Source organism: Microcosmobacter mediterraneus, assembly GCF_031846265.1.
Taxonomy (GTDB): Bacteria; Bacteroidota; Bacteroidia; order Flavobacteriales; family Flavobacteriaceae; genus Microcosmobacter; species Microcosmobacter mediterraneus.
Genome location: NZ_JAVRIA010000004.1, coordinates 13,993 through 35,225, shown reverse-complemented (window position 1 = coordinate 35,225; position 21,233 = coordinate 13,993). Strand labels below are relative to the sequence as shown.

The 21,233-nt window shown below is 34.5% G+C and carries 24 protein-coding genes; 12 read left to right on the top strand and 12 right to left on the bottom strand.

The window, feature by feature from the left end:
* Complete coding sequence (locus tag RM697_RS08410) at window positions 1–831, bottom strand: M48 family metallopeptidase (protein WP_311427433.1); 831 nt, start codon at window positions 829–831, stop codon at window positions 1–3.
* 193 nt (window positions 832–1,024) lie between these two features.
* Here RM697_RS08410 and msrB point away from each other — a divergent pair, with 193 nt between their 5' ends.
* The 3 genes from msrB (at window position 1,025) to RM697_RS08395 (ending at window position 2,593) form a co-directional block, all read left to right on the top strand.
* Window positions 1,025–1,504 carry a peptide-methionine (R)-S-oxide reductase MsrB gene (msrB, locus tag RM697_RS08405; RefSeq protein ID WP_311427432.1) on the top strand — a complete coding sequence of 160 codons (480 nt, stop codon included), beginning with the start codon at window positions 1,025–1,027 and terminating at the stop codon, window positions 1,502–1,504.
* Between the two features lie 83 nt (window positions 1,505–1,587).
* Window positions 1,588–2,142, top strand: a complete 555-nt coding sequence (locus tag RM697_RS08400; protein ID WP_311427431.1) for a DUF1572 family protein — start codon at window positions 1,588–1,590, stop codon at window positions 2,140–2,142.
* A gap of 22 nt (window positions 2,143–2,164) precedes the next feature.
* On the top strand, window positions 2,165–2,593 hold the full coding sequence (locus RM697_RS08395) for a DUF4268 domain-containing protein (RefSeq protein WP_311427430.1): 429 nt from the start codon (window positions 2,165–2,167) through the stop codon (window positions 2,591–2,593).
* On the opposite strand, the gene RM697_RS08390 is transcribed toward RM697_RS08395, so the two are convergent.
* Genes RM697_RS08390 through RM697_RS08380 form a run of 3 tightly spaced genes read right to left on the bottom strand, consistent with a single transcriptional unit; the run spans window position 2,583 to window position 4,436 of the window.
* Window positions 2,583–3,077, bottom strand: a complete 495-nt coding sequence (locus RM697_RS08390) for a GNAT family N-acetyltransferase (RefSeq protein WP_311427429.1) — start codon at window positions 3,075–3,077, stop codon at window positions 2,583–2,585. The two genes, RM697_RS08395 and RM697_RS08390, sit on opposite strands and share 11 nt — an antisense overlap.
* A 56-nt stretch (window positions 3,078–3,133) precedes the next feature.
* Window positions 3,134–3,760 carry a PAQR family membrane homeostasis protein TrhA gene (gene trhA / locus RM697_RS08385; protein WP_311427428.1) on the bottom strand — a complete coding sequence of 209 codons (627 nt, stop codon included), beginning with the start codon at window positions 3,758–3,760 and terminating at the stop codon, window positions 3,134–3,136.
* Window positions 3,744–4,436, bottom strand: a complete 693-nt coding sequence (locus RM697_RS08380) for a DUF4294 domain-containing protein (RefSeq protein WP_311427659.1) — start codon at window positions 4,434–4,436, stop codon at window positions 3,744–3,746. Before RM697_RS08380 ends, trhA begins: the two co-directional genes overlap by 17 nt.
* A 113-nt stretch (window positions 4,437–4,549) precedes the next feature.
* Here RM697_RS08380 and RM697_RS08375 point away from each other — a divergent pair, with 113 nt between their 5' ends.
* The 8 genes from RM697_RS08375 (at window position 4,550) to RM697_RS08340 (ending at window position 12,446) form a co-directional block, all read left to right on the top strand.
* Complete coding sequence (locus tag RM697_RS08375; protein ID WP_311427427.1) at window positions 4,550–5,638, top strand: M42 family metallopeptidase; 1,089 nt, start codon at window positions 4,550–4,552, stop codon at window positions 5,636–5,638.
* Window positions 5,639–5,763: 125 nt separating this feature from the next.
* Window positions 5,764–6,918: an aminotransferase class V-fold PLP-dependent enzyme gene (locus RM697_RS08370; RefSeq protein ID WP_311427426.1), complete on the top strand. Its 1,155-nt coding sequence runs from the start codon at window positions 5,764–5,766 to the stop codon at window positions 6,916–6,918.
* A 127-nt stretch (window positions 6,919–7,045) separates the two neighbouring features.
* Window positions 7,046–7,591 carry a hypothetical protein gene (locus RM697_RS08365; RefSeq protein ID WP_311427425.1) on the top strand — a complete coding sequence of 182 codons (546 nt, stop codon included), beginning with the start codon at window positions 7,046–7,048 and terminating at the stop codon, window positions 7,589–7,591.
* Window positions 7,592–7,712: 121 nt separating this feature from the next.
* Window positions 7,713–8,261: an NUDIX hydrolase gene (locus tag RM697_RS08360; RefSeq protein ID WP_311427424.1), complete on the top strand. Its 549-nt coding sequence runs from the start codon at window positions 7,713–7,715 to the stop codon at window positions 8,259–8,261.
* A 3-nt stretch (window positions 8,262–8,264) separates the two neighbouring features.
* Entirely contained in the window at window positions 8,265–8,945 is a 681-nt protein-coding gene (locus RM697_RS08355) for a PrsW family intramembrane metalloprotease (RefSeq protein WP_311427423.1), read from the top strand.
* A 30-nt stretch (window positions 8,946–8,975) separates the two neighbouring features.
* The gene (locus tag RM697_RS08350; protein ID WP_311427422.1) at window positions 8,976–9,461 is read left to right on the top strand and encodes an acyl-CoA carboxylase biotin carboxyl carrier protein subunit; all 486 of its coding nucleotides are present in this window, start codon (window positions 8,976–8,978) and stop codon (window positions 9,459–9,461) included.
* Between the two features lies 1 nt (window position 9,462).
* Window positions 9,463–10,905 (top strand): acetyl-CoA carboxylase biotin carboxylase subunit, encoded by a 1,443-nt coding sequence (accC, locus tag RM697_RS08345; protein WP_311427421.1) that lies wholly within the window; start codon window positions 9,463–9,465, stop codon window positions 10,903–10,905.
* A complete protein-coding gene (locus RM697_RS08340) occupies window positions 10,905–12,446 on the top strand; it encodes an acyl-CoA carboxylase subunit beta (RefSeq protein WP_311427420.1) in 1,542 nt (513 codons plus the stop codon). The genes accC and RM697_RS08340 overlap by 1 nt, the downstream gene beginning before the upstream one ends.
* Before the next feature lie 6 nt (window positions 12,447–12,452).
* On the opposite strand, the gene RM697_RS08335 is transcribed toward RM697_RS08340, so the two are convergent.
* From RM697_RS08335 to RM697_RS08315, 5 genes are read right to left on the bottom strand one after another with little or no spacing between them, the layout of a single operon-like run.
* Window positions 12,453–13,091: a DUF7103 family protein gene (locus RM697_RS08335; protein ID WP_311427419.1), complete on the bottom strand. Its 639-nt coding sequence runs from the start codon at window positions 13,089–13,091 to the stop codon at window positions 12,453–12,455.
* Window positions 13,091–13,699, bottom strand: a complete 609-nt coding sequence (locus tag RM697_RS08330; RefSeq protein WP_311427418.1) for a DUF2306 domain-containing protein — start codon at window positions 13,697–13,699, stop codon at window positions 13,091–13,093. The genes RM697_RS08335 and RM697_RS08330 overlap by 1 nt, the downstream gene beginning before the upstream one ends.
* 15 nt (window positions 13,700–13,714) lie before the next feature.
* Entirely contained in the window at window positions 13,715–14,185 is a 471-nt protein-coding gene (locus tag RM697_RS08325; protein WP_311427417.1) for a hypothetical protein, read from the bottom strand.
* Between the two features lie 2 nt (window positions 14,186–14,187).
* Entirely contained in the window at window positions 14,188–14,718 is a 531-nt protein-coding gene (locus tag RM697_RS08320) for a GNAT family N-acetyltransferase (RefSeq protein WP_311427416.1), read from the bottom strand.
* 2 nt (window positions 14,719–14,720) lie between these two features.
* Window positions 14,721–15,164: a DinB family protein gene (locus tag RM697_RS08315; RefSeq protein WP_311427415.1), complete on the bottom strand. Its 444-nt coding sequence runs from the start codon at window positions 15,162–15,164 to the stop codon at window positions 14,721–14,723.
* A 73-nt stretch (window positions 15,165–15,237) separates the two neighbouring features.
* On the opposite strand from RM697_RS08315, the gene RM697_RS08310 reads away from it, so the two are divergent.
* Window positions 15,238–16,482, top strand: a complete 1,245-nt coding sequence (locus RM697_RS08310; RefSeq protein ID WP_311427414.1) for a multidrug effflux MFS transporter — start codon at window positions 15,238–15,240, stop codon at window positions 16,480–16,482.
* Here the strand turns inward: RM697_RS08310 and RM697_RS08305 are convergent.
* Genes RM697_RS08305 through RM697_RS08295 form a run of 3 tightly spaced genes read right to left on the bottom strand, consistent with a single transcriptional unit; the run spans window position 16,479 to window position 21,221 of the window.
* Window positions 16,479–17,561 carry a proline iminopeptidase-family hydrolase gene (locus tag RM697_RS08305; RefSeq protein WP_311427413.1) on the bottom strand — a complete coding sequence of 361 codons (1,083 nt, stop codon included), beginning with the start codon at window positions 17,559–17,561 and terminating at the stop codon, window positions 16,479–16,481. The genes RM697_RS08310 and RM697_RS08305 overlap by 4 nt on opposite strands.
* 9 nt (window positions 17,562–17,570) lie before the next feature.
* The gene (acs, locus tag RM697_RS08300) at window positions 17,571–19,478 is read right to left on the bottom strand and encodes an acetate--CoA ligase (RefSeq protein ID WP_311427412.1); all 1,908 of its coding nucleotides are present in this window, start codon (window positions 19,476–19,478) and stop codon (window positions 17,571–17,573) included.
* Window positions 19,479–19,520: 42 nt separating this feature from the next.
* Window positions 19,521–21,221, bottom strand: a complete 1,701-nt coding sequence (locus tag RM697_RS08295) for a sodium:solute symporter family protein (protein ID WP_311427658.1) — start codon at window positions 21,219–21,221, stop codon at window positions 19,521–19,523.
* Window positions 21,222–21,233: the final 12 nt, after the last annotated feature.

The following is a 21,233-nucleotide window of genomic DNA, read 5'->3' as shown; positions in this document are numbered from 1 at the left end:
CTAAAAGCTCGAAATTGGTCTAAAAGAGGTTACGCCAAACTTCTTAGCTTCAGCTTTAGCTTGTGGAGCCCAATTTGTTAAATTCTGGATTCTCGTATCATTAGATGGATGTGTACTTAAAAACTCTGGTGGTGCTTGTCCTCCACTATTGGCTTTCATACGTTTCCAAAGTTCAGCAGCTTCATCTGGATTATAACCAGCAATTGCCATTAAATAGGTGCCAATTTGATCAGATTCTGACTCATGACCTCTACTAAAAGGTAACATTAAACCAACATTAGAACCAATACCATAAGCTTGATTAAAAATTGCTCTATCTTGATCATTTTTAATCGCGAAATTACCAGCTAAGGCTACACCTGCTTGGATATAACTAGCACTCATACGTTGCTGTCCATGATTAGCTAAAGCATGAGCTACCTCATGACCCATTATAGCTGCAACTCCTGTTTCATTTTGGGCAATTGGCAAAATCCCAGTGTAGAACACAATTTTACCTCCTGGCATACACCAAGCATTAACAGTCTTATCGTCTACCAAATTGTATTCCCATTTATAATCTTTAAGGTAACCTTGTTGACCGTTGGCATTTAGCCAACGCTCAGCAGCTACTGCAATTCTCTGACCTACACGCTTAATCATTTCAGAATCCTTAGTGCCATTGAGAACTTTATTCTCAGTTAAAAACTGATCGTACTGGGCAAAAGCAGTTGGAAATAATTGAGCATTAGAAACTAACGCTAATGTTTTTTTACCAGTGAAAGGATTAGTAGAACATGCTAAAAATAGCAATATAGTTCCTGTAGTTATTATGATATTTTTAAATCGCATTACCTTAGAATTTTGATGATTGTGATGTTTTAACTATAAAGTTACAAATTAACTTTTAAACTTTAGACACTACCATACAGAATAAGTCACACACATATTGTAAAAAATGAAATTGAGAATTAAATTACATTTCTGTAATGTTACTCATCTAGTATCGACTTATAAAACATTAAAAATACCTTATCTTTACATTATGAAAAAGATCATTCTATTAGTTGCGTTAATGCTATGTTTTAATTGTAATTCTAACGCTCAAAAAACTCAAAAAGCTGAAGTTTATAAAATTACCAAAACTGATGCCGAATGGAAATCTCAGTTAAGTGCATCAGCTTATAATGTTCTAAGAAGAGCTGGTACTGAACGTCCTTTCTCTAGTCCACTAAACAAAAACTATAAAAAAGGAACTTACCATTGTGCTGGTTGCGATACGCCATTATTTAAAAGTGAACATAAGTTTGATTCTGGAACAGGTTGGCCAAGCTTTGATCGTGAGATAAAAGGTAACGTTGCCTTTGGAACAGATAATAAATTAGGTTACAGCAGAGATGAAGAGCATTGTGCCACTTGTGGTGGACATTTAGGTCATGTATTTAATGATGGGCCAAGAGAAACAACTGGGAAACGCCACTGTATTAATGGTGTAGCACTAAAGTTTGTTCCTGCTGAGGACTAAAAATCTAAAAGTATAATTAACGTATTGATAGAAACGATAGATCATTTGATGTATCGTTTTTCTTTTTGAATAACTTTAAACTTATGGAAACATCTTATTTATCTAGCGCAATAAAACAGTTTGAGTATTACCAATCACTTGGAGAGAAAACTTTTAAACAACTTAAAGAAGCAGAACTCCATTGGCAATACAATAACGATTCTAATAGTATTGCTATCGTTGTAAAACATATGGTAGGTAACATGCTAAGCAGATGGACTAACTTTTTAACTGAAGATGGAGAAAAAGAATGGAGACAACGAGATGATGAATTTATAGATTCACTAAAAACTAAAACAGAATTATTAGAATATTGGAACAAAGGATGGGATTGTCTTTATAATGCAATATCACCTTTAAAATCTAAAGATACTGAACGTATTATTTTTATTAGAAATCAAGGGCATACAGTTACAGAAGCTATCAATAGACAATTATCTCATTATGCTTATCATGTTGGTCAAATTGTATTAATAGGTAAACTTATTAAAGGTGAACGATGGCAATCTCTTTCTATACCCAAAGGTCTATCTACCGATTACAATAAAGATAAATTTTCTAAGGATAAAAGAAGAACTCATTTTACTGATGACCTTTAATTTTCTTTTCTATTTTTGATTTGTGTTTAGTAAAGAACAAAGTAGATTATTAAGAGAAAACTTCTGGACAAGTTTTGGGAAATCGTTTCCCAAAAAGTGGATTCTGTACAATACAAAAATTAAAGGGCTCTCATTTAAGTTTCATTTTGATACTAAGAGAGCACTGGTTGCTTTAGATTTAGAGGATGATTTGGAAAACAGAATTAATTGTTGGGAAAAACTCCTAGTCCTTAAATTTATTTTACAATCTAAGTATTTACCAAAGGCACTTTACGAAGAAGAGTATTATCTAGAAAATGGCAAAGAATTGTCTCGAATCTATGTGCCTTTAGAACTTAAAGTCTCCATACATAATAAAAATTCGTGGCGAGATGTCATGGAGTTCTTCAATGAAACGATGTCTAAGTTTGAAGCGTTTTTTGAGGAATATAAAGATATCATTAAGAGATGAGTACCTTTTCCATCCTATAATCATCCATTACAAAACCATTCCCTATATCAAAAACAACAGCTTCTGTTATTTTAAATCCCATACGTTTGTAGGCTTCTATACTATTTGAGTTGTATTTATTCACAGTAAGTTCTATTTTTAAACAATTAAGGCTATCTGCTCTCTCATTTATAAAATTTAGAGCTTGTTTACCAAAACCTTTACCTCGTTCAGATTCAAGAACATAGAACTTACTTAAAAACAAAGCAATTTTACGTTTCTGGATACTAAAATAACCGATAGATTTATTGCTATTCTGGATAAGGTAGTACTCATAATCTTCAGAAATCTGACCTTCAATCGCATCTTTAGACTGAAATTTATCGAGCATATAAGTAACTTGCGCAGCGCCAATTATTGGTGTGTAATGTGACGACCAAATGACCTTAGCTAAGACTTCAACTTCATTAATTTGTTGACTACTATTAACCTTAATAATTTTCATTTCCTTTCAATAAGAGATTGCCTCGTCGTAGTACTCCTCGCAATGACAACTCAAAGTTAAATGACATATCCAAATATCATAAAAAAATGAAAAATGGCACCAGCTAAAACAAACAAATGCCAAATCACATGATTATAAGGAATCTTTTCTACAGCATAAAAAATGATTCCAACTGTATAAGCAACACCACCTGCTATTAAAAGATTAAGTCCAGCGGAATCTATTCGTTCTGCTAAGGTTGAAAAATCGAAAACTATAAGCCAACCCATTACTAAATACAACAGCGTTGAAAAGGTTTCCCATTTTCCTGTAAAAAACAGTTTGAGAATAACACCAAAAATGGCAATACTCCATACAACCCAAAACAATAACCAACCTTTACTATCTGCAAGAAGTATTAGAAGCACTGGTGTATATGTTCCTGCAATAAGAAGATATATACTAATATGATCTACAATTCTAAAATAATGTTTTCTGCGTTCTCCTGTGACAGCATGGTAAAATGTAGATGCCATAAAAAGAATAATAATTGAAATACCGTAAACAATAACACTAAAAAGATCATAATCAGCATTTTTATTACTAAAAACAATTAACAAAACTAATCCAGCAATACCAAGTGCAGCACCAATAGCATGGCTCCAAGCATTTAATTGTTCTTCTAATTTAGTCTGTACTCGCATTATTAGATGTTTTATTATGAATCCACTTATCAGTAAGATCATAAAAATCAATATCAAAAGCTGGCTTCTGTCGATCTAATCGACCATTCTGAAAGGCACGCTCTAGAATATCTTCAATTAAAAAATCCTCTTTAATGTTAATGGGTTGAAATTTTTCCTTCAAAGAAATATCAAATAATTTAGCTGTATTCTGAAACCAAAATGCTCGCCAACCACTACGTAATTCCTTAATCAATTCAAAGGTAGTTCTACCTGTTTGTCTGTGTATGAGTTTTATTAAAATCTGGCCTTCTGTTCGCGTTAGCTTTTTTAATTCTGCAGAAAATTCATCTTCAATGTATTTCTGAATACGCTTGGCATATTTACGTCTTTTGCGTTTAGAATCTAATGTTTCAAGTCGCTCACTTAAGGTTGTCAAACGTTCTGCAGCAAGTTTAGCATAAGGATAAACCTTAATGGTCTTCCGTTTTAAAATTAAATACTTAATACGTTCGTCCTTAGATTCAAATTTTAATTTATGGAGTACAATAACCTCATCAAGATCAATGATTGATTTAGGTATAGAATCACCTTCAATAATATAATATTCAACATCAGTAGAATCTTGAGGAAAGGGCTGTTGTTGAGACATTACCAAAAACGGAATCATAAATATTATGTGCAGAAGTTTTTTCATCATTTACTTAGAAAGCCAAAACCGTTCCAAAGCATATTCAAAATTAAGCATTTAGTTAATCTTTAACCTTAAAATAAAGTGAATATTGTTATTTTAGAGAAAAATTTTAAAACATGGCAAAAAAGAGCATTCTGAATAAAAAATCTTTAGATTTTCTTGAAAAATACTTAAACAATGCTGCACCAACAGGTTATGAATGGGATGGTCAAAAATTATGGATGGATTATCTAAAACCTTATGCAGATGAGTTTATTACTGATACTTACGGAACTGCAGTTGCCGTTATTAATCCTAAAGCAAAATATAAAGTTGTTATTGAAGGTCATGCCGATGAAATTTCATGGTATGTTAACTATATTTCTGACAAAGGGTTAATCTATGTCATTAGAAATGGTGGAAGTGATCACCAGATTGCGCCAAGTAAAGTGGTAAATATTCACACTAAAAAAGGCATCGTAAAAGGTGTATTTGGCTGGCCTGCTATTCATACAAGAAGTCGTGCTAAAGAAGTCCCTCCTAAACCAGATAACATTTGTATTGATGTTGGTGCAAAAGACAAGGAAGAAGTAGAAAAAATGGGAGTTCATGTTGGTTGCGTAATCACGTATCCAGATGAATTTCATATCCTGAATAAAGACAAATTTGTATGTCGTGCTTTAGATAATAGAATGGGTGGATTTATGATTGCTGAAGTTGCTCGCTTACTTCATGAAAATAAAAAGAAATTACCTTTTGGATTATACGTTACGAATTCTGTACAAGAGGAAATTGGTCTTCGTGGTGCAGAAATGATTACGCATACCATACAACCCAATGTTGCCATTGTTACTGATGTAACGCATGATACGACTACACCAATGATCGATATGAAAAAACAAGGTCATGCCGAAATAGGCAAAGGTCCTGTTGTTGCCTATGCACCTGCGGTGCAGCAAAAATTACGCGATCTTATCACAGATACTGCTGAAGAAAAGAAAATCCCATTTCAACGCGCTGCATTATCTAGAGCAACTGGAACAGATACTGACGCCTTCGCTTACAGTAATGGTGGTGTTGCCTCTGCTCTCATTTCTTTGCCTTTACGTTATATGCATACCACAGTAGAAATGGTTCATAGAGATGATGTAGAAAATGTAATACGAATGATTTATGAAACGCTTTTAAAAATTAAAGCAGGAGATACATTCTCGTATTTTGAGTAGCAATGTTATCCTGAACGTGATTCAGTATCAAAAAATAACACAAGTCAGTTCGAGCGCAGTCGAGAACTAATCATTATAAGAATTTCAATACCTCTCGACTACGCTCGAGGACACAACTCATAACTATGCTACAAAACCAAAAGCATCTTTTTGATATTCCAGAAGATGTCACTTATTTAAATATCGCCAGTCAGTCACCAGCTTTTAAAGCTATTTATGAAGCTGGATTGGAAGGTTTAAGACAAAAGCAAGAACCTTACAGGATTAGACTCTCGGATTATTTTGAACCCGTTAAAGAATTGAAGCAGCTCTTTGCCAAATTAGTGGATGCGGATGATTACAATCGTGTGGTAACCATTCCTTCTGTGTCTTATGGCATGGCTACTGTAGCAAAAAACATAGCTATTAATGAAGGTGATGAAATCCTAATCGTTGATGAGCAATTTCCGAGTAACTATTATGCTTGGAAAAAATTAGCAGATGCAAATGGTGCAATTCTAAAAACCATTGCTCACCTAAAGTCAAATGAACAGTCTGTTAAACAATGGAATGAAGATATCCTAAATGCTATTTCAGATACTACTGCTTTTGTAGCTATGGGAAATATCCATTGGTCTAATGGATGTTTATTTAATCTGAAAGCTATACGTAAAAAGACAAAAAAACACAACGCGTTATTAATTATTGATGGAAGTCAGACCATTGGTGTTTTGCCTTTTTCGATAAAAGAGATTCAACCAGACGCATTAATTTGTGCTGGTTACAAATGGTTATTTGGGCCTTATGGTTGTGCTTATGCCTATTATGGTTCGTACTTTGATCATGGCACTCCAATTGAAGAAAATTGGTCTAATAGACTTAATAGCGAAAACTTTGCAGGACTCACTAATTATGAATCAGAGTATAAACCTTTAGCTAATAGATATTCTGTAGGTGAAAGCGGAAACTTTATTTATGTTAGGATGCAAATAGCAGCTCTAAAACAAGTTATTGAATGGACACCTAAAGCTATCCAAGAGTATTGTAAAACGATCTCTGCTGAGGCTGTTGCAGAGCTCAAAAGATTAGGTTGCAAAATTGAAAATGATGATGATAGAACGCATCATTTATTCGGTATAGAATTACCTGAGAATTTAGACCTCCATGCTCTAAAAAAAGATTTATTCAATAGAAAAATATTTGTGTCGTTTAGAGGAAACTATATTAGAATTTCGTGCCACCTGTATAATACACCAGATGATTTTAAACCCTTAATTCATTGTTTAAAATCTCACGTATAGTATACGAACATAGATAAACTATTGGTGTAGTTATAATCTGCAAATTTGTCGTTTTAAAGTTTAGAGTAATACAACTGATGACATTATTAGTTTTATTCGATGTTTAATAAACAATAAAAATATCGACATGAAATCTAAACTTCTTTTAATTGTACTAAGTATCTTTATTGCATCTTGTTCTAACTCGGATGATAACAATGATGATTCTTTATCTTCAATGGAAACATTCATTATCACCATCGATAAGGATACTGTAAACGAAATCCTTATTGATATAGATGATCCTGACTCAATTCTTGATTGTGTAACTTTTGATTTTACAATTCCAGATGGTAATTATGAAGGAATTTTAATTAGTAACTTTTTACTTTCAACACCAGACAATACAACAATAAATGAAGAAACAATAAATATTGGTGATACAGTTTTAGATTCTGATATGTTTCCTATTTTCTGGGGATTTGAAATCGTTATTGATAATAAATCCTTTGAAGCTACTTCTGGAATTTTAAGCATTACAGAATATGATGATAGTAATTTTACTACAATAGGTGATATTGTCTTTATTAGTGGTTCCTTAGATGTTGTTGTGACAGAAATTGGTGGATCAGAAACACGAACTATTTTAATTAGCTTCAATGATGTTGAGTCTGAAGTTTTTGGTGCTTGCTAGTACCTTCATATTTTATCACAATAATTTGTAACGCTTTAATTTCATAGACTACAAATTACAGCATAATTATTCGTCATTTATTTTCTTTTTGATGAATTTATTTTGTTGTAATTTTATTTTAATGGAAGAGTTAATTGATATTGTTGATAAAAACGGAGAGCCAACAGGAGAAACTGCCTTAAAGTCTGTTATTCATTCTAAAGGGTATTATCATAATACAGCTCATATATGGTTTTACGCTTCTGACAGAAAAATACTATTATCACAAAGAGCTGCTTCTAAGACCATATGCCCTTTACTTTGGGATGTTTCAGTTGCTGGACATGTTGATGCAGGTGAAACGATTGAACAAGCTGCAATACGTGAAACTAAAGAAGAATTAGGCATAACTATTAAAGGATTTGATTTAAAAAAAATTGGAGTTTATCCTTGTTTCCAATTGTATGACAATGGCATCAAGGATAACGAATTTCATCATACATTTATCGCAAAATTATCAGCTAAAGTTGAGTCTATTCAATTTGATTTCAATGAAGTAGAAGCCATTAAATTGGTTTCTATTTCAGAGTTTAAGGCACTTCTAAAGCTAAGTGAAACTAATAGTCATTTTGTAGCTTCAAATAAAACGTATTATTACAATGTCTTATCTTGTATCGAAAATGAACTCTAATTTATGAAACTACTCATTGCTGCTCTATTGCCAATTCTTGTTGTTGTTTGTCTTATCTATTATTTAGACAAATATGAGAAAGAGCCTAAAGGGCTTTTAATTAGGCATTTTTTTCTTGGAGCTATAGTCAGTATTATCATTACAACTATTATTTATGTAGCATTTGATTATGTTCTACCATTGAAAGATGACTTTAGTATTATTCAGCAATTTATTAAAGCCTTTATCGTAGTGGCTCTCACGGAAGAGTTTAGTAAGTATGTTATCGTAAAATATGTGGCACAGCCTAACAAAGCCTTTAACGAACCTTATGATGGTATTGCCTATGCTGTTATGGTATCTATGGGTTTTGCTGCTACAGAAAACATAATGTACGTTATTGATGGTGGATTAGGAACTGCTGTTGTAAGAGCGTTTACTGCTGTTCCTGCTCATGCCACTTTTGCGGTGTTAATGGGTTATTATATGGGAAAGGCTAAGTTCTCCAACAATAGAGTAAAACTTAACTTAATTGGCCTTTTACTAGCAGTAGTATTCCATGGCGCTTATGATTTCTTCCTGTTTATTGAGTTTATTCCAGGTATTTGGATTGGTGCATTTGTATCCTTAGGAATTGGATTAGTGTTATCTAGAAAAGCAGTTATAAAGCATCAAAACAACTCACATTTCAAGGAAATTAAATAGTATCTTTAAGTCATTCAAAAATTATAATAAATGAATTCAAACTATAAAATCAAAGTCAATAGCAACTATACTTTTGATATTGATTCTGAGACTGCAACAAACTTGGATAGTACAGAAATTGCCTCAAGGAATTACCACTTACTAAAAGATAGTAAGGCTTACGATGCCAAAATTATTAATACTGATTTCAACTCAAAATCCTACGTATTAGAAGTGAATGGCAATTCTTATAACGTTGAAATTAAAGATGGCTTAGATCAGCTTATTTCAGAAATGGGTTTTTCTATCGGAAATTCAAAAAAGATTGATTCTATCAAAGCACCTATGCCTGGACTAATTTTAGAGATCAGTGTTTCTGAAGGACAACAAGTCGCTGAAGGTGATAATTTAGTAATTCTTGAAGCCATGAAAATGGAAAATGTCATCACGTCTCCAAGAGATGGCATTGTAAAATCCGTTGAAGTAAAACAAGGCGATGCTATTGAAAAGAATACACTCATCCTCAAATTTGAGTAAAATGAAAAAGATACTTGTAGCCAATAGAGGAGAAATTGCCATTCGTGTTATGCGTACCGCAAAAAAAATGGGAATTACTACTGTTGCTGTATATTCTGATATCGATAGACATATGCCTCATGTTACTGTTGCAGATGAAGCGGTTTGTATTGGTAAAGCACCTTCTTCTGAATCGTATTTGAGAGGTGATAAAATTATTGAGGTTGCTAAATCTCTGAACGTAGATGGAATTCATCCTGGTTATGGGTTTTTAAGTGAGAATGATGAGTTTGCCGAATTATGTGAGAAAAATGATTTGACCTTTATAGGTCCAAAATCGAAAGCTATAACGGTTATGGGAAGTAAGCTTGCAGCCAAGGAAACGGTTAAAGCTTACAATATTCCTATGGTTCCTGGAACCGATGAAGCTATAACAGATATCCCTGAAGCCAAAAATATTGCTAAGAAGATTGGGTTTCCCATCTTGATTAAAGCATCAGCTGGTGGAGGCGGAAAAGGAATGCGTATCGTTGAAAATGAAGGCGAGTTTGAATCTCAAATGGATCGTGCTATAAGTGAAGCCGTAAATGCGTTTGGTGATGGTTCTGTATTTATTGAAAAATATGTAGGATCGCCTCGCCATATCGAAATACAAGTTATGGCAGATATGCATGGCAACGTTATTCATTTATTTGAACGTGAGTGTAGCATTCAAAGACGACATCAAAAAGTAGTAGAAGAAGCACCTTCAACAGTCCTAACACCTGAACTCCGAGAAGCCATGGGACAAGCTGCAATTAACGTTGCAAGGTCTTGTGATTATGTTGGTGCAGGAACTGTTGAATTTCTTTTAGATGAAAACAAGAATTTCTACTTCTTAGAAATGAACACGCGACTCCAAGTTGAGCATCCAGTTTCTGAAATTATTGCAGGTGTTGATTTGGTAGAACTTCAAATTAAGGTAGCTCGAGGTGATGAACTCCCTTTTAAGCAAGAAGACTTAACCATTAATGGCCATGCCTTAGAATTACGTGTTTATGCCGAAGATCCTTTAAATGATTTTTTACCTAGTGTTGGTACTTTAGAAACCTATAAACTGCCTGTTGGAAAAGGCATCAGAGTGGATAATGGTATCGAAGAAGGTATGGATGTTCCTATTTATTACGATCCAATGTTGTCTAAGCTCATCACTTATGGTGAAACACGAATGGAAGCTATTCAACTTATGAAAGAAGCCATTGACAACTACAACGTAAAAGGTATTGAAACCACATTACCTTTTGGGAAGTTTGTTTGCGAACATGACGCCTTTATTTCAGGAGATTTTGATACGCATTTTGTAAAGCGTTATTATTCACCTGAAGTCTTAGAGGAACAATATAGAGCAGAGGCTGAAATTGCAGCATTATTGGCTTTAAATCACCATTTAAAAGAACGTAAAATTTTAAGATTACCAAATTCATAATGAAATCAAAAATAGACGCACTCAACGATAAATTACAACAATCCTATTTAGGTGGTGGCCAAGCTCGAATTGATAAGCAACACGAAAAGAAAAAACTAACAGCTAGAGAACGAATTACCTATCTTCTCGACGATAATTCTTTCGAGGAAATTGGTGCTTTAGTCACACATAGAACCAAAGATTTCGGAATGGAAAACCAAAAATTCTATGGTGATGGTGTAGTCACAGGTTATGGCACTATTGATGGTCGACTCATTTATATTTTCGCACAAGACTTTACAGTATTTGGAGGCTCATTGTCTGAAACTCATGCTGAAAAGATTTGTAAGATTATGGATATGGCTGTCAATGTTGGTGCACCTTTAATTGGTCTTAACGATTCTGGTGGAGCACGTATACAAGAAGGTGTGCGCTCTCTTGGTGGCTATGCTGATATCTTCTATAGAAATGTACAAGCTTCTGGTGTAATTCCGCAAATCTCAGCGATTATGGGACCATGTGCAGGTGGAGCAGTGTATTCGCCTGCTATGACCGATTTTACAATAATGGTCGAAGACACAAGCTATATGTTCGTTACAGGACCAAATGTGGTTAAAACAGTTACGAATGAAGAAGTGAGTAGTGAAGCTTTAGGTGGTGCAAGTACACATTCTGCAAAATCTGGTGTAGCACATATTACCTCAGCAAATGATGTAGAATGCTTAGAAGATTTAAAACGCCTCCTCTCCTATTTACCGCAGAACAATACAGAACAAACAGCACAATTACCTTTTGTGCTTAAAGAGGAAGTTAAAGATGTGTTGTCCGATATTGTTCCAGAGAATGCGAATCAACCTTATGATATGCATCACGTTATTGAAGGCATTATTGATAACGATTCCTTTTACGAAATCCATAAAGATTATGCCGAAAATATCATTGTTGGTTTTGCTCGATTAGGTGGTCGAAGTATTGGTGTTGTGGCCAATCAGCCTATGTATTTAGCAGGTGTTTTAGATGTAAATAGTTCCAAGAAAGCAGCACGTTTTGTACGCTTCTGCGATTGCTTTAATATTCCGCTTTTAGTTCTAGAGGATGTACCAGGATTTTTACCTGGAACAGATCAAGAATGGAATGGTATCATTGTGCATGGTGCCAAATTATTATATGCGTTTAGCGAAGCTACTGTGCCACGAGTTACAGTGATTACACGTAAAGCTTATGGTGGTGCTTACGATGTTATGAACTCTAAACACATTGGTGCTGATATGAATTTTGCATGGCCAAGTGCAGAGATTGCGGTTATGGGAGCCAAAGGTGCTGCAGAAATTATCTTTAAAAAAGAGATTAAATCTGCTGATGATTCAGAAGCCAAATGGAAAGAAAAAGAAGCCGAATATGCCGATTTATTTGCTAATCCTTACAGTGCAGCCGAACGTGGTTTCATAGATGAAGTGATCTTACCTAAAAACACGAGACGCAAACTTATAAAAGCATTTGCAATGCTTGAAAACAAATCAGTAGATAAACCAAAGCGTAAACATGGGAATATTCCGTTGTAACTATTCTTAATTTTGCACCCAAATCCTGCGATTCTCGACTAAATAATATATAGCGACTAGCCAAAGCGCTATGGATTCTGCCCAAAACAAGGACAAATACTCATCTGAAAACAAGCCTATTGCAAGGCAAACTAAAGATCCAACAGCTAAGGTTCTACTATAAAAGCGATCTTGAGGATCGTGGATAAAAAACATCACGACTGCACTACCAGCAAAAAAGATGATAGCTGAAGCATAGTGTAAGTACATACTTAAATCGGTTCGGTTGTAATGAAATACAGCGACACCTATTAGCGCAATCCCAAAAACCAAGTTGTACCACTTCCCTATCTTCTTTTTATTATATAAAGTTTCATCAATGGTATAATTTGACTTTATAGAAGGGTTTAGTTTTTCGTCATCTTCTGCTTTAAAATAAAGTGCACCATTGAGGATAAATGCTGTACCAGCTATGCCAAACATGAGTCCAAATATATGACTGTCGCACATATTTACGTATTTACTAATACTGCCTCTAATTTCTTGGTCGCAATCCACCCAAATTAAAATACATGGAATGAGCATACATATAGCAACAATAATACTTTCTACAACGAGAAACATTTTATCGTCGTTAGTGTAATAATTTTGAATTTTGAATTGCATTAGTTAAGTTTTAAACGTTTCACAATAAAATATGCTACAATAATATTTGGCATCCAACATAACCAAGCTACGATTCTATATCCTTCGTTAAAAGTTTCAAACAAGGCCATTAAAATAGGAAGCCAAATACGAAGTGTAACAGCAGCAAAACATGCTGCATAACTATAAATCATCCATTTTTGGTGCTCCTTTATTTGTTTGTTCTTTATAGCATTAAAAGCTAAATAAGTAGTTGTAAGCCAAACTATACCTAAACAAATAAAACCTAAAGCAGCTACTATTCCTCCAGTTGCATGGTAACCAATATATAAACTTGCAAATCCACTTAGATAAGCTGAAATTAAATAAATATATCCTACTCTTTTATGTAGCTTAATTCGTTTATTCCTGAGCTTTTTATTAAACTGTAACCATCCTATTCCTAGAGCTAATCCTCCCAAAAATATATGTGTGTAAAATGCAATATTCCAAACATTATCAGTTAATAACTCTAGGGATTTGGAACCTAATAAGCCAAAGGTTCGCTCAAAAATAAAATAGATTAATGGATATAAACCAATGGAGACACATAGAAAAGCAAAAATCCCATACCCTATTTTTTTTATCATAACATAACCATTTATTTATAATTCATCTATTAATAATTGAAAGTCATATTGTAAATCTTCATGCAACTTAGCTATGGCCTTATTAGCCATTCGTAATTGGGTGTCATAGGAATTGACTAATACTTTATTGCGCTTATATGAAGGCTTCATCTCTGATAAGGTTTTACAAAAATAAATTAAGACTTCAGCTTCTGTTGCAGGCTTCTTGGAATATCGTATGTAACGTTTTACTTGGCGTAGTATCTTCCTTATACTTTTTTTGATGTAATGATAACTTACTGTATTTATAGTTTCGAACTCAGCAGAAATATAATTTTTCACACTTTCAATGTAAGCAGCTTCATCTTCAGACTCAAAGGCTAAATAGGTTAATAGTTCTTTACTTTCTAGCTTAAAGCGGGCCATTGCCATACAGTAATCTAGCAATTCTTCTTTGCTCTTAAACTTAAGCTCTTTTTTTAGTTCGCTAATTGAGGCTGCCTTCATAATTAATCAAAAATTCGTCCATAGTAGTTAAGGTCTACAACTTCACCTTTGGTCGTTTTATAATCACGTCGTATAGTTCCTTCGAGCTCAAATCCATTTTTAAGAATAACACGTATACTACCTTTATTTACAGGTGCTGCTCTACATAATAATTTTTTAAAGCCATACTGCTCAACAATATAGTCAATAACTAATCGTGTTGCTTCAGTCACAATCCCTTTACTTTCATAATGAGTATCTATAAATGCACCTAATTCTGCTTTTGGAATGGACCAATCTATATTCTTTACATCCACTAATCCAGCAAATTGATTTGTGTTAGTATCAATAATCATAAATGGGAAATAGGATTTTTCGGCAATACGCATTTCAATGACTTTGCTATACGCAATAGTAGCTTCTAAGGTTTCGGTTTTTGAAACTGTACCAGCAAAAAAATCTTCTAACCTAGATCGATTATTAGCAATTAAGCTAAAGAGCTGTTCGCCTTGAGAACTGTCTAAAAGTGAAATACTATACTGCTGAAAATTCATATCTATTCTAATAAGCGTCTATGGTAATTTATTTGACCCAAATGATATGACAAATGTGTCAATAAATGTATTAAGAAAAATTCGGCTGTCATAAACTCTTCAAATGGATTACGTCTATATTCCATCTGAAGTTCTTTGTCTGATAGTCCACTTAAAGATTTTTGAATAACTATTATGGTGTCGTCAATCTGATTCAAAATCACCTCTGAGTCTATGTGTTTAGAAGAAAACTCTAAATCGCGCTGTCTAATGTAACCTGTTTCTCCAAATTCTGCGCCAATGAAATGATTAAGATTACCAACTAAATGCAATGCCAAATTACCTGCTGAATTTGAAATTTGTTCTTTTGTTATCCACAGATTTTCTTCGTTCTTATACCTCTTAATTTCAACTTTTAGTTTATTAAGATCTCGAGTAAATAGTTTTATTAATGTATCACTAATCATAGTCTAAAAATAAGCAATAGTTATAACTTAGATTCCTACTTTCGTGAGAATAACAACTCTATAGGAAACCTCGATGCAACATCGTGGAGTTACTAGTAAATTCTTGTACATTTACGCAGTGCAAAACCAACCTAAACTGAAAATAGAATTTGTACTACTTATGGCAGCTTTAATGTCTTTAGTAGCACTGTCTATAGATGCTATGTTGCCTGCACTTCCTGATATTGGTAATGCATTGAATGTCGAGGACCCTAATAAAAATCAACTTCTAATTACCATGATTTTCTTGGGCTTAGGTGTTGGTCAACTGATTTTAGGTCCATTATCTGATAGTTTTGGAAGAAAACCAGTAGTCTATATTGGTTTCGTCATTTTTGCGATTGCAAGTTATTTATGCCTTACTACTAAGACCTTTGAACTAATGATTGCTGGTCGTATACTACAAGGGATTGGTTTATCCGCAATGCGTACTGTAGCGATTGCGATGGTTAGAGATTTATATGATGGTGATTATATGGCCAAAATTCTCTCTATTGTTGTCATGACGTTTATTTTAGTTCCTGTAATTGCGCCTACTTTAGGACAATGGCTTATGGATTTGTTTAACTGGGAAGCCATTTTTGTTTTCAACTTAATTTTTGGAATAGCAGTCCTTATCTGGTTTTGGCAACGACAGCCTGAAACTTTAAAACCTGAATATAAAATTCCGTTCACAGGCCGTTTGTTTATCGATGGAGGAAAAGAGTTTTTTAGACACAAAGATGCAGTAGCCTATACATTAGTTTCAGGTTTTATTACAGGTTCTTTTATGGTTTGGTTGAGTACCTCTCAGCAGATTTTTGAAATGCAGTATAATCTCAAAGCCGAATTTCCCTATATTTTTGCAAGTTTGGCAATAGCTGTGGGCTTTTCCACTTTTACAAATAGTAGAATTGTTGTGCGTTATGGTATGTGGAAAATTGCCTATTGGGCTATAATTGCCTATTGCTTGATTTCCATAAGTTATGTGTTATTTCATCTTAACGGCAATAATCCAAGCTTTGCTATACTTATCACATTTTTTGCTTTACAATTTTTCTCCGTTGGATTTATCTTTGGAAACATGAGAGCATTAGCCATGCAACCTTTAGGGCATATTGCAGGAATAGGCGCAGCAATTAATGGTTTTATTTCTACAGTAATGGCTGTACCAATAGCCAATTACATAGGTAGTTTTGTAGATACCTCTGTATTGCCGCTTTTTATTGGGTTTTCTATATTTGGAATCTTGTCTTTATTGACGTTCTTACGAATTAAGTATAAAAAAAACTTAAACTAAAAATCACCATTATCCACGTCCTTAATAAAGTCAATTAGACCTTCAAAAAACACTTTCTGATCATCGAATTGTGCTAAATGACTACCATCTGGACACAAAAGAAATCGTCCGTTTTGCACTTCAGTTGAAATCCACTTCATATGCTCAGGATCCATAGTATCGTGAGTAGCTCCAATTGTCAAAGTAGGAACACTTATTTCTTTAAGTCTGTCTTTTACATTCCAATTGAGTAAGGTGGCATTGCCCTTTATACCAAATTCGCTAGGTCCTTGCATGTTCACATACACATCTGGATTTAAGTGCTTGAAAGCTCTATTTATGGGTTCAGGCCATTTGTCAGCTGTCATTCGTATTACGTGTTTGGGATAATAGTTCTCTACAATTAAGTTTAGGTATTCTTCATTAGTATAATCTTCAGCTTCTTCATATTCTAATATTTTATCTAAAACAGCTTTAGGTAATTTAGGAGCTAAAACCTCAGCTGAGTATATATTATAATCATCTATTGATGCTACCATATTAGAAATGATTAGGCCTTTTAAATTGTCCTGATATTTTAAAGCATACTGCATACTTAATATTCCGCCCCAAGATTGTCCATAGAGATAAAAATTATCTTTATTTAAACCTAAAGCTATCCTTACCTGCTCTACTTCTTCAACAAAACGATCTAAATCCCAAAGTGATGTATCTTTTGGTTGATCACTGTAGTACGATCCTAACTGATCATAGTAATAATACTCTATCCCTTCTTGTGGAAAATAACCATCAAAACATTCATAGATTTCATGAGTCATTCCAGGGCCTCCATGAAGTAATAGCACTTTCATAGTTGGATTATTCCCAACGCGTTTGGTCCACACATTAAACTCACCTTTTGGTGTTGTAATTGGAATCATTTTTATACCACCAAGAAATTGGTCGCTTTCTCTAGGCTGCAAATAAGCATCATCTTGATGAGGGTTTTTATCATGATGTTCTTGATGGTCATGGCTATGGTCGTTATCGTGTTTATGTTCGTGTTCTCCTTTGCAGTTGAAACATAACGCTAATACTAGAAGGATTACTATTTTTTTCATATTTAAAGTTTATAAGGCATTATCAATTATATTTTGAACCACTTCTGGATTCAATAATGTGGACGTATCTCCTAGATTAGAAACCTCGTTATGAGCTATTTTTCTTAAAATGCGTCGCATAATTTTACCTGAGCGTGTTTTAGGTAAGCCTAAGGTAAACTGAATTTTTTCGAGCTTAGCAATTGGACCAATACGCTCTGTAATAAGTTGGTTTATTTCCTTTCTTAAATTGTCATGATTACGACTTTCTCCAACATCCTTTAGAGTCACATAACCATAAAGTGCATTGCCTTTGATGTCATGTGGAAAACCAACTATAGCAGATTCTGCAACAGCAGGATGTTCGTTAATCGCATCTTCGATTGGTGCTGTTCCTAAATTGTGTCCAGAGACGATAATGACGTCATCTACACGACCTGTAATACGATAATAACCAACCTCATCACGCAATGCACCATCACCTGTAAAATACATATTTTTAAAGGCTGAAAAATAGGTGTCTTTATAACGTTGATGGTTTCCCCAAATCGTTCTTGCCATGGAAGGCCATGGGAATTTTATACATAATCGTCCTGATACTTGATTACCAGAAATTTCATTTCCTTCTCCATCCATAAGTGCTGGTTGAATACCTGGTAAAGGTAATGTCGCATACGTTGGTTTGGTAGGTGTACTAAACGGAATTGGAGAAATCATAATACCTCCTGTTTCAGTTTGCCACCACGTATCTACAATTGGTGATTTTTTCTTTCCAATATTATCGTTATACCAATGCCATGCTTCTTCATTAATGGGTTCTCCAACAGTTCCAAGCACTTTCAAAGAGGATAAATCATAAGGCTCTACAACCTCTAAACCTTCTTTAGCCAATGCTCTAATAGCTGTAGGTGCTGTGTAAAACTGATTCACTTTATGTTTCTCTACAATTTGCCAAAAGCGACCAAAATCTGGATAACTTGGAACACCTTCAAACATAACTGTTGTCGCACCATTGGCTAATGGTCCATACACAATATAACTATGACCTGTAATCCAACCTATATCTGCAGTACACCAATACACATCTTCCTCTTTATACTGAAATACATTCTTAAACGTATAGGCCGAATACACCATATATCCAGCACAAGAATGTACCATACCTTTTGGCTTTCCTGTTGAACCCGAAGTATATAAAATGAATAGAGGATCTTCAGCATCCATAATTACTGCAGTAAACTCATTATAAGCATCATCTAGTAAAGGCTGTAGCCAGTGGTCTCTTCCGTCCTTCATTACAATATCGCTATGAATACGTTTGGCAACTAATACAGAGTCTACACCATTACAGTCTTCTAAAGCTTCGTCAACAATACCTTTTAAATCTATAGTTTTAGCACCCCTGAAGGAACCATCTGAAGTAATGACCATTTTAGCATCACAGTCGTTAATACGCGTAGCTAAGGCAGTCGATGAAAATCCTGCAAAAACAACAGAATGCACTGCTCCTATTCGCGCACAAGCTAAAACAGCATAAGCTAGCTCAGGAATCATTGGCAAATAAATACATACGCGATCTCCTTTTTTAATGCCTTTATCATAAAGTACATTGGCGAATTTGCAAACGTTTTGATGCAGTTCTTTATAACTTATATGTTGCGCACCTTCATCAGGATTATTAGGCTCAAAAATAATTGCTGTTTTATCACCTCTTACGTGAAGGTGTCTATCGATACAATTCTCAGTGATATTTAATTTTGCACCTTCAAACCATTTTACCTCAGGTTTTGAAAAATCCCAACTTAAAATTCTATCCCATTTTTTTCGCCAAACAAAGTGCTCTTCGGCAATTTCTTCCCAAAACAATTCAGGTTTTTGAACCGATTGTCTATAAACTTGATAGTACTCTTCAAGATGTTTTATGTGATAATTACTCATTTTGTTTTTTTACTTAAACATAAAAATGATTAGATGTCATTTTTAATGGTTTATGGATTCACCTGCACCAGATGGTATTCTAATGTTATCTACAATCTCTTGAACCTCCTTTGGTGGTGCTTTGGTAAAATTCATAACGACTATAGCCACAATAAAATTAAGAATCATAGCCACAGTTCCAAAACCTTCAGGAGAAATTCCGAACCACCACTCACTTTTATCTGGTAAAGTCTCATCAAACCAACCTAGCTTATATTTCATCATATATAATAGCATCGCAGTAATGCCTACAACCATTCCTGCAATTGCGCCTTCCTTATTCATTCGCTTATAAAAAATACCTAAGATAATCGCAGGGAAAAAGGATGCAGCTGCGAGACCAAAAGCCAGAGCAACTACAGCAGCAACAAAACCTGGAGGATTAATTCCGAAGTAACCAGCAATACAAACTGCACCAACAGCAGACAAACGCGCAGCAATTAGTTCGCCTTTTTCTGAAATATTTGGTTTGTACACTTTCTTAATCAAATCATGTGACACAGCAGAAGAAATTACTAACAATAATCCAGCAGCAGTGGATAATGCAGCAGCTAAACCACCAGCAGCCACTAAAGCAATCACCCAATTTGGCAATTTGGCTATTTCTGGATTAGCTAAAACCATAATGTCTCGATCTACAATTAATTCGTTTTGTTCTTTATCTGCGACATAGTTAATTAACCCATCGCCATTTTTATCTGTAAAGGTTATTAAGCCTGTAGTTTCCCATTTTTTAAACCATTCTGGAACTTCGGCATAAGGTTTATTCGAAACCGTTTCAATTAAATTAGTACGCGCAAAAACTGCCACAGCTGGTGCTGTAGAATACAATATCACAATTAACAATAAAGCAATTCCAGCAGATTTTCGAGCATCACGAACTCGTTTTACTGTAAAAAACCGAACAATAACATGAGGTAAACCTGCAGTACCAACCATTAATGCTAGCGTTATCGCGAATACATCAAACAAAGATTTAGAACCTTGAGTATATTCGGCAAAACCTAACTCTGCGCTTAGACCATCTAACTTATCTAATAAATACGTGCCTGAACCATCTGCAAGTTCACTCCCAAATCCTAATTGTGGAATAGGATTTCCTGTCATCTGAATGGAAATAAAAATAGCTGGTACCATGAAGGCAAAAATCAGAACACAATATTGCGCAACTTGCGTATAGGTAATACCTTTCATACCACCTAAAACGGCATAAAACAATACAATGAGCATACCAATAATTACGCCTGTATTTATGTCTACTTCCAAGAATCTTGAAAATACAATTCCCACACCACGCATCTGTCCTGCCACATACGTAAAAGACACAAGTAAGGCACAAATAACTGCAACGATTCTTGCTGTTTGGGAATAGTAGCGGTCGCCAATAAAATCTGGTACTGTGAACTTACCAAACTTACGCAAGTATGGTGCGAGTAATAGTGCGAGTAATACATAACCACCTGTCCAACCCATTAAATACACAGCACCATCATAACCAGCAAACGAAATAATGCCTGCCATTGAAATAAATGATGCTGCACTCATCCAATCTGCTGCTGTTGCCATACCATTTGCTAAAGGTGAGACACCTGATCCAGCAACATAAAATTCTTTGGTAGAACTTGCTCTAGACCATATCGCAATGCCTATATATAAAGCAAAGGTTAGCCCAACCAAAATGTACGTCCAATTCTGAACATCCATGACGAGTAATTT

Bases quoted from the DNA above. Each gene is read 5' to 3' on its own strand.
- RM697_RS08390 (WP_311427429.1), bottom strand. From the start codon at position 3,077: ATGAAAATTATTAAGGTTAATAGTAGTCAACAAATTAATGAAGTTGAA.
- RM697_RS08330 (WP_311427418.1), bottom strand. From the start codon at position 13,699: ATGATAAAAAAAATAGGGTATGGGATTTTTGCTTTTCTATGTGTCTCC.
- RM697_RS08335 (WP_311427419.1), bottom strand. From the start codon at position 13,091: ATGCAATTCAAAATTCAAAATTATTACACTAACGACGATAAAATGTTT.
- RM697_RS08400 (WP_311427431.1), top strand. From the start codon at position 1,588: ATGGAAACATCTTATTTATCTAGCGCAATAAAACAGTTTGAGTATTAC.
- RM697_RS08340 (WP_311427420.1), top strand. From the start codon at position 10,905: ATGAAATCAAAAATAGACGCACTCAACGATAAATTACAACAATCCTAT.
- RM697_RS08310 (WP_311427414.1), top strand. From the start codon at position 15,238: ATGCAACATCGTGGAGTTACTAGTAAATTCTTGTACATTTACGCAGTG.
- RM697_RS08370 (WP_311427426.1), top strand. From the start codon at position 5,764: ATGCTACAAAACCAAAAGCATCTTTTTGATATTCCAGAAGATGTCACT.
- accC (WP_311427421.1), top strand. From the start codon at position 9,463: ATGAAAAAGATACTTGTAGCCAATAGAGGAGAAATTGCCATTCGTGTT.
- RM697_RS08410 (WP_311427433.1), bottom strand. From the start codon at position 831: ATGCGATTTAAAAATATCATAATAACTACAGGAACTATATTGCTATTT.
- RM697_RS08375 (WP_311427427.1), top strand. From the start codon at position 4,550: ATGGCAAAAAAGAGCATTCTGAATAAAAAATCTTTAGATTTTCTTGAA.
- RM697_RS08295 (WP_311427658.1), bottom strand. From the start codon at position 21,221: ATGGATGTTCAGAATTGGACGTACATTTTGGTTGGGCTAACCTTTGCT.
- RM697_RS08380 (WP_311427659.1), bottom strand. From the start codon at position 4,436: ATGAAAAAACTTCTGCACATAATATTTATGATTCCGTTTTTGGTAATG.
- trhA (WP_311427428.1), bottom strand. From the start codon at position 3,760: ATGCGAGTACAGACTAAATTAGAAGAACAATTAAATGCTTGGAGCCAT.
- RM697_RS08305 (WP_311427413.1), bottom strand. From the start codon at position 17,561: ATGAAAAAAATAGTAATCCTTCTAGTATTAGCGTTATGTTTCAACTGC.
- acs (WP_311427412.1), bottom strand. From the start codon at position 19,478: ATGAGTAATTATCACATAAAACATCTTGAAGAGTACTATCAAGTTTAT.
- RM697_RS08355 (WP_311427423.1), top strand. From the start codon at position 8,265: ATGAAACTACTCATTGCTGCTCTATTGCCAATTCTTGTTGTTGTTTGT.
- RM697_RS08315 (WP_311427415.1), bottom strand. From the start codon at position 15,164: ATGATTAGTGATACATTAATAAAACTATTTACTCGAGATCTTAATAAA.
- msrB (WP_311427432.1), top strand. From the start codon at position 1,025: ATGAAAAAGATCATTCTATTAGTTGCGTTAATGCTATGTTTTAATTGT.
- RM697_RS08360 (WP_311427424.1), top strand. From the start codon at position 7,713: ATGGAAGAGTTAATTGATATTGTTGATAAAAACGGAGAGCCAACAGGA.
- RM697_RS08320 (WP_311427416.1), bottom strand. From the start codon at position 14,718: ATGAATTTTCAGCAGTATAGTATTTCACTTTTAGACAGTTCTCAAGGC.
- RM697_RS08325 (WP_311427417.1), bottom strand. From the start codon at position 14,185: ATGAAGGCAGCCTCAATTAGCGAACTAAAAAAAGAGCTTAAGTTTAAG.
- RM697_RS08365 (WP_311427425.1), top strand. From the start codon at position 7,046: ATGAAATCTAAACTTCTTTTAATTGTACTAAGTATCTTTATTGCATCT.
- RM697_RS08350 (WP_311427422.1), top strand. From the start codon at position 8,976: ATGAATTCAAACTATAAAATCAAAGTCAATAGCAACTATACTTTTGAT.